The organism is Ignavibacteriales bacterium, assembly GCA_016214905.1.
GTDB lineage: Bacteria > Bacteroidota > Ignavibacteria > UBA10030 > SZUA-254 > PNNN01.
Genome location: JACRMQ010000001.1, coordinates 90,913 through 107,502 on the forward strand (window position 1 = coordinate 90,913; position 16,590 = coordinate 107,502).

Genomic DNA, 16,590 nt, shown 5'->3' on the forward strand with positions numbered 1-16,590 from the left:
ATAGAGCAGGTAAAATCGAACGATAGCCGCAATCAATCTATCATCGAGTCTGATTACCGGATCGAGGTTATCCGGAAAGCGATTCATCTCATATCGCTTTCTATTCCGATTACCTATTATTTTGTCTCTAAACCGGTAGCGCTTACGTTATTGGTACCCATGACGCTGATCTTTCTTTCATCCGATCTTGCACGATACTATAATCAAGCGTTTGAAAAGTGGTATTTTAAATATTTTGGTTTTCTTTTACGGAAGCGTGAAAACGATAAGAAAAACAAAACTCTCAACGGGGCAACGTACGTTTTAATTTCAGCGACTTTTTGCGTTCTTGTCTTCCCGAAGATAATCATGATCACCAGTTTTTCAATCCTCATCATATCTGATATTGCAGCCGCTTTGATAGGCAGAAGATTTGGGAAACATAAATTTATTTCAAAATCGGTTGAAGGTAGCAGCGCATTTTTCTTCACCGCGCTCATTGTAATAATTGTAACGCCTAAAGTCGAATACCAACTCGGTGAATACCTGATAGGAATCATCGCCGCGTTAATCGGAACTGTTACCGAGGCACTGCCGGCTGATATCGACGATAATCTTTCGATTCCAATTAGTGTGGGTGCATCTCTCTGGCTGCTCTACACAATCTTTTTACCGATACTGGACATTTATAAATTAGGATAGGATATAATGAGAGTATATCTTTCAGGTGGAATGGAATACGCTGACGGCGAAGGTGTTAACTGGCGTAAAGAAATGCAGGAATGGCTTCAGACAAAAGTAAAGCACTCCGTCTTTAATCCGAATGTGGAAAGCGATATATTTTTCGCCGATAGATATCCTAATATCGACTTCCGTGAAATCAAGAGAACCAATACCGGACTTTATCAAGAAATTGTCAGACACCTGGTCGATATCGATTGTAAAGAAATTGCCAATCATTCAGATTACGTCATCTGTTACTGGGATGAAGGCGCGGCTAAAGGAGCCGGTACAAAAGGCGAGTTGACAATGGCAAGGTATTTCAATAAACCGGTTTACCTCGTTACATCGTATCAGTTGCATGATATTCCAGGTTGGGTACTTGGTTGCACTTCAAATATTTTCAAGAATTTTGAAGAACTGAAACAATTCCTCAGTAAGAAATAGTACCATGGAAGATTTTAGCAGAAAAAAGATGATAGTAATCGGCGATAAAGTACTCATCATCCCTGATTCTGATAAAGAGCGCACCGAAGCGGGACTTTATCTTCCACCGACCGTGAAAGAGAAAGAGAAAATTCAGAGTGGTTACGTTGTTAAAGTCGGTCCTGGTTATCCGGTACCGAATCCAAATTTTATAGATCAGGAATCCTGGTCAACCACACCGAAAGATCCCGTAAAGTATATCCCTCTTCAGGTTGAAGAAGGTGATTACGTAATTTTCCTTCGCGATCAGGCAATTGAAATCGAATATGAAGCAAAAAAATATCTCATAGCCCCGCAAGCCGCAATCCTGATAGTGATACGGCGAAATCTCATGGAAGGATTGGAGAAGTAATCCAGTAACCTTGCGAAGGCTTGCCCTGAACGCAGTGAAGGGTCTCTCTTTGCAAAGTTAAGGATTCTACATATATGTTCCTCCCCACTACAAAAGAAGAACTCAATAAGCTCGGTTGGAAGAAGTTAGATGTAATTCTGATTTCGGGTGATACTTACATCGATAGTTCATATTCCGGTGCGGCAGTAATCGGGAAAGTTCTTTTAGATGCGGGTTACAAAGTTGGAATCATCGCACAACCTCATTTTAAATCTGACAAAGATATAAAACGATTGGGTGAACCGGAATTGTTTTGGGGAGTTACCTCGGGATGTGTAGATTCGATGGTTGCAAATTTCACCGCGTCAAAAAAACGAAGGCGGCAAGACGACTTTACTCCCGGCGGCGAAAATAACCGTAGGCCCGATCGCGCTGTTATAATTTATTCTAATCTCATCCGACAATATTTCAAGAATACCAAGCCGATAATTATCGGTGGAATTGAAGCAAGTCTTCGCCGAATTGCCCATTACGATTATTGGGATGATAAAATACGCCGCTCCATCCTCTTCGATGCAAAAGCCGATATTCTCGTTTACGGAATGGGAGAAAAAGCAATTTTAGAAATCGCTGCACGGTTAAGCGCTAACCAAGCAATTGAAGATATCCGTGGCATCTGCTACAACTCAAAGATACCAAAGGAAGAATACATCCATCTTCCATCCTACCAACAGGTTACAGAGGATAAGAAGAAATTCATCGAGATGTTCCATACATTTTACAGGAACAACGATCAGGTGACTGCAAATGGTTTATATCAACAACATGGAGATCGCTACCTTATCCAGAATCCGCCGGCTCATAATCTTTCTCAGGAAGAGATCGATAAAATTTACAATCTCGATTATAAACGTGATGTTCATCCGTTTTACAAAAAATATGGTAACGTTCGTGCGATGGATACAATCCGTTTTTCTATCACCACTCATCGCGGTTGTTACGGTGAATGTAATTTCTGCGCGATAAGTGTTCATCAAGGTACGGCTATAACCTCTCGGAGTGAGAAGTCGATCTTAAAAGAAGCGAACGAGATAGTCCACGATCCCGGATTTAAAGGATACATTCAGGATGTGGGCGGACCGACTGCAAATATGTACGCGACCGGTTGCGATAAAATGCAGACGCATGGAATTTGTTTGAAAAAAGATTGTGTCTTCCCCACTACTTGCAAGAATCTCGATAATAATCACCGCCCGCAGATTGAGTTGTTAAGAAAGCTTAGAAAGATAGAGAGTGTTAAGAAAGTTTTTGTCGCATCCGGTATTAGATATGATATGATTCTTGATGATAAAGAATCGGGTGAGGAATATTTACAAGAACTGATTGAGCATCATGTTTCGGGACAGCTTAAAATAGCACCGGAACATACTGAGGACAAAGTTCTTGGACTGATGCGCAAACCGGGAACGCGATACCTGAATGAATTCAAGAAACGCTTCGACGATATTAATACAAAGCGAAAAAAGAATCAATTCCTTACTTATTATCTGATTGCGGCACATCCGGGGTGTTCTTTAGAGGATGAAGTGAAAATGAAACAGTTCGTTTCTCAGGAATTGCAAACCAATCCTGAGCAGGTGCAAATATTTACACCAACTCCTTCCACATACTCAACGTTGATGTATTATACCGAGATGAATCCATGGACGGGTGAGAAGTTGTTCGTGGAGAAGAATCTTGGTGAGAAAAATAAACGAAAGAAAATAATTACAAATAAACTGTAGAGTCCGATTCTCAAATCGGACTTTTGGCAATTCGTCCGTTCTGAGGAACGGACTCTACCCAGAGATTGATTCATGGATAGGAAAGTCTGGGTCAGTTAAATAGGTGCAAGAAAATAATTATATATAAACTGTAACATTATATAACTTTGTATTTCTAAACTTCCCTTCCCATCACTCCAGCCAATGCTTTTATTTCCTTCATCAATAATTGAAATGCAGCAGGTGTTAGCGATTGTTCGCCATCGGAAAATGCCTGCGCGGGATCGGGATGAACTTCGATCAACAATCCATCTGCACCTGCGGCTATTGCTGCACGACTCATCGGTAGTACAAAATCGTACCTGCCTGTCCCGTGGCTCGGATCGACAATGATCGGAAGATGAGACAATTGCTTAACTGCCGGTATGATATTCAAATCCAATGTGTTGCGCGTATAATCGACGAATGTCCTTATTCCCCTCTCACAAAGAATAACCTGATCGTTGCCGCCCGATAATAAATATTCCGCGCTCATTAAAAATTCGGAGAGAGTCGCGGAAAAATTACGCTTCAATAACACCGGCTTTTTTATCTGCGCGAGTCGCTTCAATAATTTTGTGTTTTGCATATTGCGCGCTCCAACCTGAATCAGGTCGGTATAATCGTTCAACATATCAACGTCGTTGGCATCCATAACTTCGGATACAATTCCCAATCCCGTCATCTCGCGCGTTTTTGCAAGTAGTTTTAAACCTTCTTCTTCCATCCCCTGAAACGTGTACGGACTTGTCCGCGGTTTAAACGCGCCGCCGCGCAGCAATTTAGCTCCCGCCGCTTTTACCGCCCTGGCAGTTTGGTAAATTTGTTCTTCACTTTCAACCGAGCATGGACCCGCAATCACCGCAATTTCTTTTCCGCCAATTTTTACACCGGCTACATCAACAATCGTATTCTCGGATTTAAAATCCCGGCTTGCGAGTTTATAAGGGCGGAGAATCGGAATAACATTCTCAACATGAGGCAATAATGCTAGCTGATCTCTTTTTATTTTTCGCTCATCACCTATAACACCGATGATTGTGCGCTCGGAACCTTTGGAAACGTGCGGCTGAAACCCGAGCCCTTCAATCAAAGATACAACTTTTTTCACATCTGCTTCGGTGGCAGATTTATCCATTACAAGTATCATAAAACATCCAAATAAGTAATTATATTCAAAGGGATTTGTGTTTGTTAAGATAATAAAAAATGATGAGAATGTGTAATTATACCGGCAAGCTGTTATTGCTTTTTGTAAAAACGACCGAGAGTGAAATTATCGCTGACGATTATTTTTTGAGCCCAATATGATTTTCTGCCTCCCGAAGTTTTGCATACTTTACAAATACATAATTAGCCGACATGATCGAAAGAATAAATCCGTGCATACCATCAAGGAAACCGCGGCGAAGGATGAACATTTTAAAAAATAAATACGGAGGACGAACAATAATATCGTACAACGAAAATATTTTACCCGATTTTTTCATGTCGCGTGTGGCAAGGGTTGTGTACCTATTAAATTTTTCCATATAATGATAAAGGGTATCATCTGTATAATGAAGTAAATCATGTTTCAATCTGCCAGTCGCTCCACCTATGTTCACTTTTTCGTGGACCTGCGAATCATCGAACCGCACTTTCTCCCGTTTGAATAAGCGGACGACGTATCCGGGATACCAACCGCAATGTTTAATCCACTTTCCCAAAAAATATGCTCTACGCGCTACTTCGAATCCGGTAAACTTGTTCGTGACATTATGAACAATGGTTTTGATTTCGGAGGCTAGCTCAGAAGTAACTCTCTCATCGGCATCCAGCCAAAGTATCCACTCGGATGTTGCGTTATCGAGAGCATAATTTTTCGCACCGGCATATCCCAGCCATTCCTTCACAAATACTTTTTTTGTAAACTTCTTCGCGAGTTCTACGGTGCGGTCGGTGCTTTGCGAATCAACAACAATTATTTCTTTCGCCCACGCAACCGATTGCAAACATGCTTCGATGTTTTTTTCTTCGTTACGAGTAATGACAATAACTGAAAGATTTATATCGTGCGTGCTCACATCAGACATAATACTTTTGTTTAAGCGCGCTTACTTCTTTTTGATTGATGGGCGGCAGCAATCCCTCCCCTTCTTTCTGTCGCATGTTAAACTCCCATATTTTTGCCTTGGCAACTAAAGCGTGAATCGCAGCCAGGCGGGCAATTAATATTCCTTCAACACCTTGGAATATTTTCCCTTCAATAAAATAAACAGTGAAGAAAGTACGAATTACTGAAAAGAGAATCTTTCCACAGCTAATTCGTGAAGAAGATTTTGATTTTACAATATCGCCGACATTTATCGATGTGGCATAGTTAAGATTAGAAATATATTCTTCAATGGTTTCATCCGGTTTTTTGATTGAGACCGAATCCATTTATTTTACCACGATACTGACAAGCTTGTTTTTGACAACAACCATTTTAACGATTTGCTTCCCATCAATATGCCGCTTAACACTCTCATCGTCTAAAACAAGTTTTTTAAGAAGTGCTTCATCCATATCAACGGCGATTGGAAACTTGGAACGAACTTTACCATTAACTTGCACGACCATTTCAATACTACTCACAGCCGCTTTCGATTCATCGTAACGGGGCCATTTCTCGTAAGCAAGCGAAGAAGAATGACCCAATTTTTGCCAGAGTTCTTCAGCAATATGCGGAGCAAAAGGCGAAAGAAGTAAAACAAACGTTTCCATCATACATTTTGGCTTCACATCACGATTCAAAAACTCATTAACGAATATCATCATCTGTGAAATCGCGGTGTTGAAATTCATTCCTTCCAAATCAAGCGTAACTTTCTTGATTGTTTGATGAATAAATCTCTCATCATCACCTGAAATTGAAATGTCTTTGATTGTCGGATGCAGTGCGCTATTTTCATCGACCAGCATTCGCCAAACACGATTCAGGAAACGATAAACGCCCTCTACGCCGTGAGTCGACCACGGTTTGGTATCAACAAGCGGACCCATAAACATTTCGAACAGCCGCATTGCATCAGCGCCGTACTCTTTCACAACATCGTCCGGATTGACAACGTTGCCGCGTGACTTCGACATCTTTTGCCCGTCTTCACCGAGAATCGTTCCTTGATTTATCAGACGTCTGAATGGTTCTTTGGTCGAAAGATAACTTAAATCGTATAGAACTTTATGCCAGAAGCGGGCATAAAGCAAATGCAGTACGGCATGTTCTGCACCTCCAACATAAAGATCAATCGGCATCCAATATTTTTCTTTTTGCTTAGAGATAAATTCTTTATCGTTTTCCGGATCGATATAACGTAGATAATACCAGCAAGAACCAGCCCACTGAGGCATTGTGTGCGTTTCCCTTCGCGCCGACTTGCCGGTTGCCGGATCAATTGTGTTCACCCATTCAGGAATTGTTGCCAATGCGGATTCACCTGTGTCGCTTGGTTTATATGATTTGCTTTCAGGCAGTAAAATCGGAAGATCGGTTTCGGGTAAATCTTTCACCGTTCCATCTTCAAGATAAATCAAAGGAAACGGTTCGCCCCAATACCGCTGGCGCGAAAACAGCCAATCTCGTAATTTGTAATTTATCGATCTCTTACCAAGACCTTTTTTCTCCAACCATTCTGCCATTTTAAGCTTAGCATCTTCTGTTGCTAATCCGTTGAGTGAAATTTCATCGTTTGTGGAATTAACCGCATTGCCATCTCCAGTGTATGCTTCTTTGGAGATATCACCGCCGGAAACGACTTCGATGATGGGAAGATTGAATTGTTTTGCAAATTCGTAATCGCGTTCATCATGTCCGGGGACAGCCATAATTGCACCCGTGCCGTAAGTAATAATCACATAATCTGCAATCCAGATCGGAATATTTTTCTTCGTCGCAGGATTGATTACATAAGCTCCGGTGAAAACTCCCGTTTTGTTTTTATCAAGAGCAACACGATCCAGTTCACTCTTCATCTTTGCCTGATCGCGATAATCATCCACGATCTTTTTCTGTTCAGAAGTCGTGATCTCATCTATAAGAGGATGCTCAGGTGCGAGAACCATGTAAGTTGCGCCAAACATCGTATCAGCGCGGGTTGTAAAAACACGGATTGATTTAGTTGATCCGGCAATTGCAAAGTCTGCTTCTGCTCCTTCGGAGCGTCCAATCCAATTGCGCTGCATCTCTAAAATACCGGGGGGCCAATTTAATTCGGTTAAATCTTTTTCTAACCGTTCAGCATAAGCGGTAATACGCAGCATCCATTGTCGCATTGCGCGCCGCTCAACCGTGTAACCTTTGCTCACCCATTCGTCAACTTCTTCATTAGCGAGGACTGTACCCAGTTCTGCGCACCAGTTCACCGGCATTTCAGCAAGGTATGCAAGCCGGTGTTTCGTAACGTAATCGCACTTTTCTTTTTCAGATAAGTTTGAAAGAATCGGCAGTTCCGATATCGGTCTGGCTTTATCTAATTTCGTATCATACCATGAGTTATAAATTTTCAGGAAGATCCACTGCGTCCATTTATAATATTTCGGATCTGTAGTGTTCACCTCGCGCGACCAATCGTACGACAAACCGAGCATTTTAATTTGTCGCTTGAAGGTTGCAATATTTTGCTGTGTCGTTATACTCGGATGAATCCCTGTTTGCATCGCATACCGCTCTGCCGGTAATCCAAAAGCATCCCACCCCATCGGATGTAACACATTGAAGCCGTTCATCCGCTTAAAACGAGTGTAAATATCCGTAGCGGTATATCCTTCGGGATGACCCACATGCAAACCAGATCCGGATGGATACGGGAACATATCGAGTATGTAAAGTTTTTCTTTTGCAGTATCGTCTGCGACCTTGAATGTTTGATGGTCGTCCCAATACTTCTGCCACTTCTTTTCGATTTCTAAAAATGAATATGCCATAATGTATTTAAAATACGGAATTTAGAGGGGAATCACAAAAGATAGTACTGAGTAGAAAGTATTTGAGTAGTTGAGTATTTCGATGTGAGATGTTGGATGTGAGATATTGGATATTGGATATTGGTTATTCGATGTTCGATATTTGATATTCGTTTTTGGTTTAGATACAAAGTTTGGATTTAAATCGCTATTGTCTTAATATTGTAATCGTGTAATGGATTGGAAGGAAAAGCAGAATCAATACATGAATGATATTTGGATATACTGGGGATTACCTCAAAATAGATTGTCAAGTTGGATTTTTAGAAGGTGATAAAATGAAATTAACTTTTTATTCTCTAAACGGCGTTAGAATATTTTTAGGTCTCTTTTTAGTACTACAATTCGATGGGTGTATACCATCCTATAAATTGACCTTCTCATATAATGAACAGAGCGGGAAAGTAATTGCGATTGAATCAGATATTGCAAATTTCATAATCGAAGGGAAATATAGTCCAAGTGGAAAAGGATCATCAAACGTGGACGTTACGATCGAATTGGGAATAAATAACATTCGATCGAATGTTTATGAACTTGATACATCTCAAATAATAATTTCTTCAGAATGGGCTAATAATTTTTCAGAAAAGAGAATTTATTCGAATAACGGCAATACTGTCTCAAGTAAAATAGCCCTTAAGAAAGGTGAGGATACTGAACTTACAATTTGTTTTTTATCAAATTTTAATATCTCAAAGCTGAAAGAGGCAATTGATAGGCCAATCTTTATTACATTTAAATTACCAGGCATCAAGGATCTAATCATTGCGGAATTGGATCGAAATGATATAAAAGGAATTACTGGGGCTAATTACAAAATAACTGATGATAAAAAGTATGAAAATTGAGATATTAAGGATATTTCTTATTGTTACCTTTCTTCTTCTAGTTGGCTGTGATTCTAAGTACGGCTACTATGAATTGAAAATGCCAAAAAAGAATCCAACAAGTTACATCTTTAATTTTTCAATTGATGTTATAAAAATAATTATAAAACAAAATCATGAGAAGATGCCATTGAAGTATATTGAATCCGCTGAAGATTCATCAATTGTCTGGGGTGAGTATATTTTAAGAAAACCCGAGAATAAAAATGATTTCTACTTAATGAACATGCTACCATCAGATACTTCAATTATATATTATCGTGTTATTGATGAAACAGTTAAAACTTTACCATATATTTATTCAATCCATCTGCATATCACAAGTTTAGACTCATCTAAAACGCTCGTTAATGTTATAACAATTCGTCCAAGAATTTGTATAGGAGTACGTTTCCCATATAATGTTTTACCGATATCTGAACCTGATGCTAGTCTTATGAAAATTGTTGCTCCTTCAACTATTGAGGAATACACTGTATTACTTGTTATCGGAGAAGCATTAGGGATGAAGGACAAAATGCCAACACTAATATTACCGGAGCAACCCAGAAAATAGAGTACAAAGTATTAAAATACTAAGGGTACAATCCTACTAATTGATAATTGCATCATAGATCACAATAAAAAAAGGGCATCCATTTCTGGATACCCTTTACATTTTTTCTTCGCTTTCGGTTTGGCAGCAGGTTTTTCAGGTGCTTTACCTGTATTGAAATCTACCAACTCAAGCACTGCAACTTCGGCGGCATCGCCGTGTCGTTGACCGAGTTTTACTACACGCGTGTAACCTCCGGGTCGTGTTGCAACCTTCGTGGCTATTTCGGTGAACAATTCTTTTATAGCATCACGGTCTTTTATGTAGCGGGCGATTTCTCTGCGTGCGTGAACATTCTTTTGCTCGCCTTCACCAGCAACAGCATTCTTAGCGCGGGTTATTATTTTTTCAACAACCATGCGGGTTTCTTTTGCTTTTGCAAGTGTTGTTTTAATTTTTTTATGTTTTATAAGCGAGGTTGAGAGCGCTGAAAGTGTCGATTTTCTGTGACTCGCCGTTCTTTTTAATTTTCTTCCTGATTTTCTATGACGCATTTTTCTTCCTACGTTTTAAATTAATCGTTGGTATCGTGAAGATATTTTTCAACATCCATTCCAAAATTTAGTCCGAACTGCTCAATGATTTCACCCAACTCGGCAAGTGATTTTCTTCCGAAGTTTCTGAATTTCAACAATTCAGGTTCATCTCTCTTAACCAAATCGGCTATCGTTCGGATGTTTGCCGCTTTTAAGCAATTATGAGATCGGACTGAAAGCTCCATTTCATCTACAGGCATCTGCAATATTTTCCTGATGCGTACGAATTCGGAATCTTTCTCCAGCATTTCTTCCTGAGCATCGGAATCAATATTGAAGCTTAGGAAGAGTTGAATATGATCTCTCAATATGACTGCCGCCTGTGCCAAAGCATCATCGGGCGCGATGGAACCATCGGTTTCTATTTCGAGCGTCAGCTTTTCGTAATCGGTTTGCTGACCTACGCGCGTTGGTTCGATTATAAATCTTACATTTTTAATCGGCGTGAAGATCGAGTCCATGGTGATCGCATCTACCGTTTGATCGGGAGCTTTATTTTCTTCAGCGGTTACGTAACCTTTACCGCGTCCGATCCGTAATTCGATTTCAACCTGAGCACCCGCGTTGAGAGTCGCTATGTGTTGATCGGGATTCAGAATCTCGATTTCCGGATTCGCTTTTTGAATATCGGCGGCTGTTACATTTTTTGGACCCTTCATCTCTAAAACAACGCGGTTCAACTTTTTATTGATGAGTTTCATCCGCACCGATTTTAGATTAAGAATAATTTCGGAGACATCCTCCACAACTCCGGGGATCGTGGAGAATTCGTGCAACACTCCTTCAATCCTCAGGGCGGTGAATGCCGTTCCTTGAAGAGATGATAGAAGAACGCGGCGAAACGCGTTCCCGATTGTTACACCGAATCCCTTTTCCAGGGGTTGTAAAATAAATCGGCCGAATGTATTCGTATAACTTACTTCGTCGATTTGTACCTTCTCAGGCATCTGATAATTTGTTGCTACCATATTTTCCTTCTCCCACCGATTCTTATTTGGATCGGTGCTCTTGAGATTTTTATTTGGAGTAAAGTTCTACGACTAATTGTTCGTTAGCGTTGAGCGGAATATCTGCGCGCTCAGGTACATTTAAAAATGTTCCGGCCATTCCGGCTTTATCGAGACTCAACCACGGAAGCATCGTGTTATCTTTCATGCGTTTCATGGATGAGTGAATAATATCTAACTTTTTACTTTTATCAACAACATGAACCACATCTCCGGCTTTTAAGAGAAAAGATGGGATATTGACAGGTTTATGGTTCACCAAAAAGTGACCGTGCACTATCATCTGTCGTCCTGCTTTTCTTGAAGGAGAAAATCCGAGACGGTACACAACCGAATCGAGCCGACGTTCAAGTAACTTTACAAGATTCTCGCCGGTACGTCCGGGGATGCTCAGTGCGCGTTTGAAATAATTTCTGAATTGCACTTCCTGCAATCCGTACATGCGTCTGATTTTCTGCTTCTCTCGAAGCTGAACTCCATATTCAGAGATTTTCTGACGCCGTGTTTGTCCGTGCGATCCGGGTGGATACGCTCTGCGCTCGACCGGGCATTTCTCTGTAAAACATTTCGTGCCTTTTAAGAATAGCTTTTGTCTTTCTCTTCGGCACAGCCGACAACTTCCTTCAATATAACGACCCATAATTTCCTTACTGTTGATATTCTAATTAAATATTTTAAACACGTCGCCTTTTTGGCGGGCGGCAACCATTATGCGGTATCGGTGTAATATCGCGTATGCTAAGAATCTCCAAACCGCATGTTTGCAAAGATCGTACGCCTGCTTCACGTCCCGAACCGGGACCTTTGACGAATACATCGACCTTTCTTAAACCAAGGTCGTATGCTTCTTTCGCGGCAGCTTCAGCCGTTACCTGCGCGGCAAACGGTGTATTCTTTCGCGATCCTTTGAACGCATTGCGCCCTGCCGATGACCAGCTTATTACGTTACCGTAAACATCGGTGATTGTAACTATAACATTGTTGAATGTAGCCTTGATGAAAACTTTACCGGTTACATCGACCTGAATTTTCTTTTTCTTTTTTGCAGCCGTTGATTGCGCTGCTGCACCTGAACCTTGTTTTGCCATTTTATTAATCCGTTATTAAATGTTATTTCTTGGCTATTGCTTTTTTCTTGCCGGCAACTGTCTTACGTTTACCTTTACGTGTCCGTGAGTTTGTTCTCGTCCGTTGCCCTCGCACCGGTAATCCTTTTCGATGTCTTAATCCCCGATATGAGTTAATGTCCATCAACCGCTTTATGTTCATCTGCGTTTCTGTTCGGGCGGAACCTTCAACCTTTAAATCGGAAGTGATGATTGAACGAATTTTCGCAACTTCGTCATCGGTCAGTTCGTTTATTTTTTTCGCGTAACTGATTCCGGCTTGATCGAGTATCTTGTGCGCGGTACTACGACCAATGCCAAAGATATAAGTTAGTCCGATTTCGGATCGTTTATTTTTTGGTAAATCTATGCCTGCTATACGAGCCACTATTAATTATCCTTTCGACTAAATTAAATTCTAATTAGAATTCGTCTTTATCCTTGTCTTTGTTTGTGTTTTGGGTTCTTGCATATTACGCGGACAACACCGTTGCGCCGTATAATTTTACAATTATCACATAATTTTTTCACTGATGATCGAACTTTCATGAAAACTCCAATTATTTATACCGATACGTAATACGACCTTTGGTCAGATCGTAAGGCGACATTTCTACAGTTACTTTATCGCCGACTAATATTTTTATGTAATGCATTCTCATTTTACCGGAAATTACTGCCAATATCTCGTGACCGTTATCTAATTTCACCCTGAACATCGCGTTGGGTAATGTATCGGTGATTACACCGTCCATCGTAATTGGTCCTTGCTTAGCCATTCACCTTATGATATTGTAAGTATTTCTGGTTTACCATCTTTAACTAAAACTGTATGTTCAAAATGTGCCGAATCTTTTCCGTCTGCCGTTCTAACTGTCCAGCCGTCGGCGTCGACTCGAACTCGATAGCTTCCGGCATTCACCATCGGTTCAATTGCTAATGTCATTCCGGTTTCTAACAAGAGTCCTGTTCCCTTTTCGCCGTAATTTGGAACAGCCGGTTCTTCGTGTAAATATTTTCCTACTCCGTGTCCTACTAAATCCCGAACGACCGAAAATCCATCGGATTCAACACGCTTCTGAACTGCCGCAGATATATCGTGTACTCTGTTTCCTGATACTGCTTGCGCGATACCTTCATACAGTGATTCTTCGGTGGCTTGAAGCAATCTTTGCTTCTCGCTCGAAATTTTTCCTACAGCGAACGTCCAGGCGCCATCGCCGTAAAACTTATTTTTCTTTACACCTACATCGATAGAAACTATCTCACCTTCGTTCAACTTTCGTGAACCAGGTATTCCGTGAACAACTTCATCATCTATCGAAATACACAAACTTGCCGGAAAAAGATTTTTCTTATCGGTTCCGTAACCTTTAAATGCCGGTTCTGCCTGTTGAGATCTAATAAACTCTTCTGCAAATTGATCCAACTCTTTCGTTGTTATACCGGGCTTGACCATTACATTCATCATCTTTAAGACTTCTGCAACAATCCTGTTACTTTCCCGCATCAATTCAATTTCAGCAGGCGATTTAATAAAAACTTTCGCCATTATAATTTTACAACCTTAATTAAGGTTGCACTTACATCCTTCTGCCTTTAATCTTGCCGCTCTTCATGAAACCGTCGTAATGGCGCATTAGAAGATGCGATTCAATTTGTTGGAGGGTATCCAAACCAACTCCAACAATAATTAACAAACTGGTACCGCCGAAGAAACTTGCAAAACCGGAAGTCACTCCTAACCGCATCAAAAATGCGGGAAGAATCGCGACGATCGCGAGAAAAATTGATCCTGGTAATGTAATTTTAGTCAAGATGTTATCTATAAAATCAGATGTATGTTTTCCGGGTCTGATGCCGGGAATGAATCCGCCTTGCTTTTGCATATTTTCTGCAACGTCTTTCGGATTGAATGCGACGGCAGTATAAAAATATGTAAAGAAGATAATCATCAAGGCGTAAACAACCGAGTAGGTGATTGATGTATAGTTAAAATATCCGGCTATCCCCTGCATAAAATCGCTTTCAGGAAAGAAAGTGAGAATTGTGTTAGGAATAAACATGATAGCTTGGGCAAATATAATCGGCATAACGCCAGCCGTATTTACACGCATCGGGATGTATTGTGTTACCCCGCCATAAATTTTTCTGCCAACAACGCGTTTCGCATATTGAACAGGAATCCGTCGGGTTGCCTGAGTGACCATAACAATACCGGCAACGATAAAAAACATGAGTATAAAAATAATCAGTTCAATAATCAAACCGCGTGCGCCCGAGCTTACGAGCTGATATTCATCGAGAAGTGCATTTGGAAAACGTGCAATGATGCCGATAAAAATAATAAGTGATATTCCGTTTCCAATACCGCGCTCTGTGATTTGTTCTCCCAACCACATAATAAATATTGTACCTGCTGTCAGTACAAACATCGTTGATAGTTGAAATACAAGTCCGTGGACCGCCGGAGGTACAATCGGTATACCCTCGGCATTAATGCTCATCAACTGAACGCTAACACCCCATGCCTGAAGCATAGAAATCAGAACTGTGCCATAACGGGTGAGTTGTGTAATTTTTTTTCGGCCTTCTTCACCTTCTTTTGATAATTTTTGGAAGTATGGAATCACCGCGCCGAGCAATTGGATTATAATAGATGCACTGATATAAGGCATTATACCGAGAGCAAAAATTGCCGCATTGCTGAAAGCACCACCTACGAAAAGATCATACAACCCAAAAAGAGTGTTAGATGCCTGATTTCGCATTGCTTCTGTTAGCAATTGAGCATCTACACCGGGTAGTGTGATGTGAGCGCCTAAACGAACAATAATCAGAATTCCGGCAGTGAATAAAATCCTCTGTCGGAGTTCATGAATTTTGAATATGTTCCGAAAACTTTCGCTGAGTTTTGCCATTGACGATTACTTCGCTGATTTGTTGATAGTAATTGCTTTTCCGCCGGCAGCTTCAATTTTCTGCACGGCTGTTTTGCTGAATGAATTTGCAGTAATTTCTAATTTGGATTTTAAATCTCCGTCGCCTAGTATTTTTACAGGTAAAGATTTTTTTGAAACAGCGCCAAGAGTATATAGTAATTCCGGATTAATTTTTCCGTCTTTAATTTTACCTGCGGCTGCGAATTCTTCAAGTCGGGAAACATTCACTTTTTGGAATTCGACACGAAGAACATTTGTAAATCCGAATTTGGGAACGCGACGAACGAGCGGCATTTGACCGCCCTCGAACCATGGACGATAATGTGTTCCTGACCGGGCGCCCTCGCCCTTATGTCCGCGTGTAGCTGTGCCACCGTGTCCTGATCCCTGACCACGAGCGATTCGTTTTACTTTCTTCCTCGACCCGGGAGCGTATTTTAAATTATGTAATGCATTATTCGCCATACCTATTTTACCTCTTCTACTTTTAGAAGATATTTCACCTTATCAATCATACCTCTGATTTGCGGCGTATCGTTCTGGATTACGGAATAATTCGGCCTGCCAAGTCCTAAAGCTTTGATCGTCGCTTTATGTGATTTGAGAGTATGAATCTGACTTATCTTTTGTGTAATTTTAATTTTTTTCGCCATAGTCTATCCATTAATTAGTAGATGGAGCATTTTGCGAACCGAATATTTCGGCTAAACCTAAACTCCGGCGGTTAGCCATTGTTTTTGCGTCGATCAGACCTTGCAATGCTCTTAGTGTCGCTTTCACAACGTTGTGAGGATTGCATGAACCGATTGATTTTGTTAGAACATCTTTCACGCCGGCAGATTCCAATACTGCGCGCACGCCACCGCCTGCTATTAATCCTGTACCTGGCGATGCGGGTTTTAACAAAACTCTCGATGCGCTGTATTTACCGATTACGGTATGGGGAATTGTTCCGTGCAAAATAGAAACGTGTACAACATTTTTCTTTGCATCATCGATTCCTTTAGCAATCGCGTCCTGCACTTCATTAGCTTTACCCAAACCAACTCCAACATAACCATGACCATCTCCAACGACAACGATAGCGCTGAAACTAAAACGTCTTCCGCCTTTAACGACCTTGGCAACACGATTTATGTGTACAAGTCGGTCTTTAAGTTCAAGTTCGCCTGTTTTTATTCTTGTCAATTTTTACTCCAAAATATATAAT

At 40.8% G+C, this 16,590-nt stretch carries 22 protein-coding genes; 6 read left to right on the forward strand and 16 right to left on the reverse strand.

The annotated features are described in order from the left end of the window. Positions 1 to 39: 39 nt before the first annotated feature. From HZB59_00365 to HZB59_00380, 4 genes are all read left to right on the forward strand, one after another. The gene (locus tag HZB59_00365) at positions 40 to 681 is read left to right on the forward strand and encodes a dolichol kinase (protein MBI5019874.1); all 642 of its coding nucleotides are present in this window, start codon (positions 40 to 42) and stop codon (positions 679 to 681) included. Between the two features lie 6 nt (positions 682 to 687). After that, a complete protein-coding gene (locus HZB59_00370) occupies positions 688 to 1,146 on the forward strand; it encodes a hypothetical protein (GenBank protein ID MBI5019875.1) in 459 nt (152 codons plus the stop codon). A gap of 4 nt (positions 1,147 to 1,150) precedes the next feature. Beyond that, entirely contained in the window at positions 1,151 to 1,537 is a 387-nt protein-coding gene (locus HZB59_00375) for a co-chaperone GroES (protein MBI5019876.1), read from the forward strand. A 74-nt stretch (positions 1,538 to 1,611) separates the two neighbouring features. Next, entirely contained in the window at positions 1,612 to 3,300 is a 1,689-nt protein-coding gene (locus HZB59_00380; protein ID MBI5019877.1) for a YgiQ family radical SAM protein, read from the forward strand. A gap of 154 nt (positions 3,301 to 3,454) precedes the next feature. On the opposite strand, the gene aroF is transcribed toward HZB59_00380, so the two are convergent. From aroF to HZB59_00400, 4 genes are all read right to left on the reverse strand, one after another. Continuing rightward, positions 3,455 to 4,468 (reverse strand): 3-deoxy-7-phosphoheptulonate synthase, encoded by a 1,014-nt coding sequence (aroF, locus tag HZB59_00385; protein ID MBI5019878.1) that lies wholly within the window; start codon positions 4,466 to 4,468, stop codon positions 3,455 to 3,457. Between the two features lie 139 nt (positions 4,469 to 4,607). Beyond that, positions 4,608 to 5,393 (reverse strand): glycosyltransferase family 2 protein, encoded by a 786-nt coding sequence (locus HZB59_00390; protein MBI5019879.1) that lies wholly within the window; start codon positions 5,391 to 5,393, stop codon positions 4,608 to 4,610. Further along, complete coding sequence (locus HZB59_00395) at positions 5,386 to 5,742, reverse strand: hypothetical protein (protein MBI5019880.1); 357 nt, start codon at positions 5,740 to 5,742, stop codon at positions 5,386 to 5,388. The genes HZB59_00390 and HZB59_00395 overlap by 8 nt, the downstream gene beginning before the upstream one ends. Beyond that, complete coding sequence (locus HZB59_00400) at positions 5,743 to 8,265, reverse strand: leucine--tRNA ligase (GenBank protein ID MBI5019881.1); 2,523 nt, start codon at positions 8,263 to 8,265, stop codon at positions 5,743 to 5,745. A gap of 317 nt (positions 8,266 to 8,582) precedes the next feature. Between HZB59_00400 and HZB59_00405 the strand changes: the two genes are divergently transcribed. Continuing rightward, complete coding sequence (locus tag HZB59_00405) at positions 8,583 to 9,155, forward strand: hypothetical protein (protein ID MBI5019882.1); 573 nt, start codon at positions 8,583 to 8,585, stop codon at positions 9,153 to 9,155. Continuing rightward, positions 9,145 to 9,750, forward strand: coding sequence for a hypothetical protein (locus tag HZB59_00410; protein MBI5019883.1), 606 nt, complete (start codon positions 9,145 to 9,147; stop codon positions 9,748 to 9,750). Before HZB59_00405 ends, HZB59_00410 begins: the two co-directional genes overlap by 11 nt. Positions 9,751 to 9,809: 59 nt before the next feature. Here HZB59_00410 and rplQ read toward each other — a convergent pair whose 3' ends face one another. Genes rplQ through rpsE form a run of 12 tightly spaced genes read right to left on the reverse strand, consistent with a single transcriptional unit; the run spans position 9,810 to position 16,568 of the window. Next, the gene (gene rplQ, locus HZB59_00415; GenBank protein ID MBI5019884.1) at positions 9,810 to 10,283 is read right to left on the reverse strand and encodes a 50S ribosomal protein L17; all 474 of its coding nucleotides are present in this window, start codon (positions 10,281 to 10,283) and stop codon (positions 9,810 to 9,812) included. A gap of 20 nt (positions 10,284 to 10,303) precedes the next feature. After that, on the reverse strand, positions 10,304 to 11,293 hold the full coding sequence (locus HZB59_00420; GenBank protein MBI5019885.1) for a DNA-directed RNA polymerase subunit alpha: 990 nt from the start codon (positions 11,291 to 11,293) through the stop codon (positions 10,304 to 10,306). A 49-nt stretch (positions 11,294 to 11,342) separates the two neighbouring features. Then, positions 11,343 to 11,972 (reverse strand): 30S ribosomal protein S4, encoded by a 630-nt coding sequence (gene rpsD / locus HZB59_00425; GenBank protein MBI5019886.1) that lies wholly within the window; start codon positions 11,970 to 11,972, stop codon positions 11,343 to 11,345. A 34-nt stretch (positions 11,973 to 12,006) separates the two neighbouring features. Then, positions 12,007 to 12,420 (reverse strand): 30S ribosomal protein S11, encoded by a 414-nt coding sequence (gene rpsK / locus HZB59_00430; protein ID MBI5019887.1) that lies wholly within the window; start codon positions 12,418 to 12,420, stop codon positions 12,007 to 12,009. Between the two features lie 22 nt (positions 12,421 to 12,442). Continuing rightward, entirely contained in the window at positions 12,443 to 12,826 is a 384-nt protein-coding gene (rpsM, locus tag HZB59_00435) for a 30S ribosomal protein S13 (GenBank protein ID MBI5019888.1), read from the reverse strand. 47 nt (positions 12,827 to 12,873) lie between these two features. Further along, positions 12,874 to 12,987: a 50S ribosomal protein L36 gene (gene rpmJ / locus HZB59_00440; protein ID MBI5019889.1), complete on the reverse strand. Its 114-nt coding sequence runs from the start codon at positions 12,985 to 12,987 to the stop codon at positions 12,874 to 12,876. A gap of 11 nt (positions 12,988 to 12,998) precedes the next feature. Next, positions 12,999 to 13,217, reverse strand: a complete 219-nt coding sequence (gene infA / locus HZB59_00445; GenBank protein ID MBI5019890.1) for a translation initiation factor IF-1 — start codon at positions 13,215 to 13,217, stop codon at positions 12,999 to 13,001. A 5-nt stretch (positions 13,218 to 13,222) separates the two neighbouring features. Next, on the reverse strand, positions 13,223 to 13,990 hold the full coding sequence (map, locus tag HZB59_00450) for a type I methionyl aminopeptidase (protein ID MBI5019891.1): 768 nt from the start codon (positions 13,988 to 13,990) through the stop codon (positions 13,223 to 13,225). A gap of 31 nt (positions 13,991 to 14,021) precedes the next feature. Then, positions 14,022 to 15,359, reverse strand: coding sequence for a preprotein translocase subunit SecY (gene secY / locus HZB59_00455; GenBank protein MBI5019892.1), 1,338 nt, complete (start codon positions 15,357 to 15,359; stop codon positions 14,022 to 14,024). 6 nt (positions 15,360 to 15,365) lie between these two features. Beyond that, complete coding sequence (gene rplO / locus HZB59_00460) at positions 15,366 to 15,845, reverse strand: 50S ribosomal protein L15 (protein ID MBI5019893.1); 480 nt, start codon at positions 15,843 to 15,845, stop codon at positions 15,366 to 15,368. A 2-nt stretch (positions 15,846 to 15,847) separates the two neighbouring features. Continuing rightward, entirely contained in the window at positions 15,848 to 16,033 is a 186-nt protein-coding gene (rpmD, locus tag HZB59_00465) for a 50S ribosomal protein L30 (protein MBI5019894.1), read from the reverse strand. 10 nt (positions 16,034 to 16,043) lie between these two features. Next, positions 16,044 to 16,568: a 30S ribosomal protein S5 gene (gene rpsE, locus HZB59_00470; GenBank protein MBI5019895.1), complete on the reverse strand. Its 525-nt coding sequence runs from the start codon at positions 16,566 to 16,568 to the stop codon at positions 16,044 to 16,046. Positions 16,569 to 16,590 lie beyond the last annotated feature (22 nt).

Coding starts and splice junctions, on each gene's coding strand:
- HZB59_00370 (MBI5019875.1), top strand. CDS start 688: ATGAGAGTATATCTTTCAGGTGGAATGGAATACGCTGACGGCGAAGGT.
- HZB59_00375 (MBI5019876.1), top strand. CDS start 1,151: ATGGAAGATTTTAGCAGAAAAAAGATGATAGTAATCGGCGATAAAGTA.
- HZB59_00380 (MBI5019877.1), top strand. CDS start 1,612: ATGTTCCTCCCCACTACAAAAGAAGAACTCAATAAGCTCGGTTGGAAG.
- aroF (MBI5019878.1), bottom strand. CDS start 4,468: ATGATACTTGTAATGGATAAATCTGCCACCGAAGCAGATGTGAAAAAA.
- HZB59_00390 (MBI5019879.1), bottom strand. CDS start 5,393: ATGTCTGATGTGAGCACGCACGATATAAATCTTTCAGTTATTGTCATT.
- HZB59_00395 (MBI5019880.1), bottom strand. CDS start 5,742: ATGGATTCGGTCTCAATCAAAAAACCGGATGAAACCATTGAAGAATAT.
- HZB59_00400 (MBI5019881.1), bottom strand. CDS start 8,265: ATGGCATATTCATTTTTAGAAATCGAAAAGAAGTGGCAGAAGTATTGG.
- HZB59_00405 (MBI5019882.1), top strand. CDS start 8,583: ATGAAATTAACTTTTTATTCTCTAAACGGCGTTAGAATATTTTTAGGT.
- HZB59_00410 (MBI5019883.1), top strand. CDS start 9,145: ATGAAAATTGAGATATTAAGGATATTTCTTATTGTTACCTTTCTTCTT.
- rplQ (MBI5019884.1), bottom strand. CDS start 10,283: ATGCGTCATAGAAAATCAGGAAGAAAATTAAAAAGAACGGCGAGTCAC.
- HZB59_00420 (MBI5019885.1), bottom strand. CDS start 11,293: ATGGTAGCAACAAATTATCAGATGCCTGAGAAGGTACAAATCGACGAA.
- rpsD (MBI5019886.1), bottom strand. CDS start 11,972: ATGGGTCGTTATATTGAAGGAAGTTGTCGGCTGTGCCGAAGAGAAAGA.
- rpsK (MBI5019887.1), bottom strand. CDS start 12,420: ATGGCAAAACAAGGTTCAGGTGCAGCAGCGCAATCAACGGCTGCAAAA.
- rpmJ (MBI5019889.1), bottom strand. CDS start 12,987: ATGAAAGTTCGATCATCAGTGAAAAAATTATGTGATAATTGTAAAATT.
- infA (MBI5019890.1), bottom strand. CDS start 13,217: ATGGCTAAGCAAGGACCAATTACGATGGACGGTGTAATCACCGATACA.
- map (MBI5019891.1), bottom strand. CDS start 13,990: ATGGCGAAAGTTTTTATTAAATCGCCTGCTGAAATTGAATTGATGCGG.
- secY (MBI5019892.1), bottom strand. CDS start 15,359: ATGGCAAAACTCAGCGAAAGTTTTCGGAACATATTCAAAATTCATGAA.
- rplO (MBI5019893.1), bottom strand. CDS start 15,845: ATGGCGAATAATGCATTACATAATTTAAAATACGCTCCCGGGTCGAGG.
- rpmD (MBI5019894.1), bottom strand. CDS start 16,033: ATGGCGAAAAAAATTAAAATTACACAAAAGATAAGTCAGATTCATACT.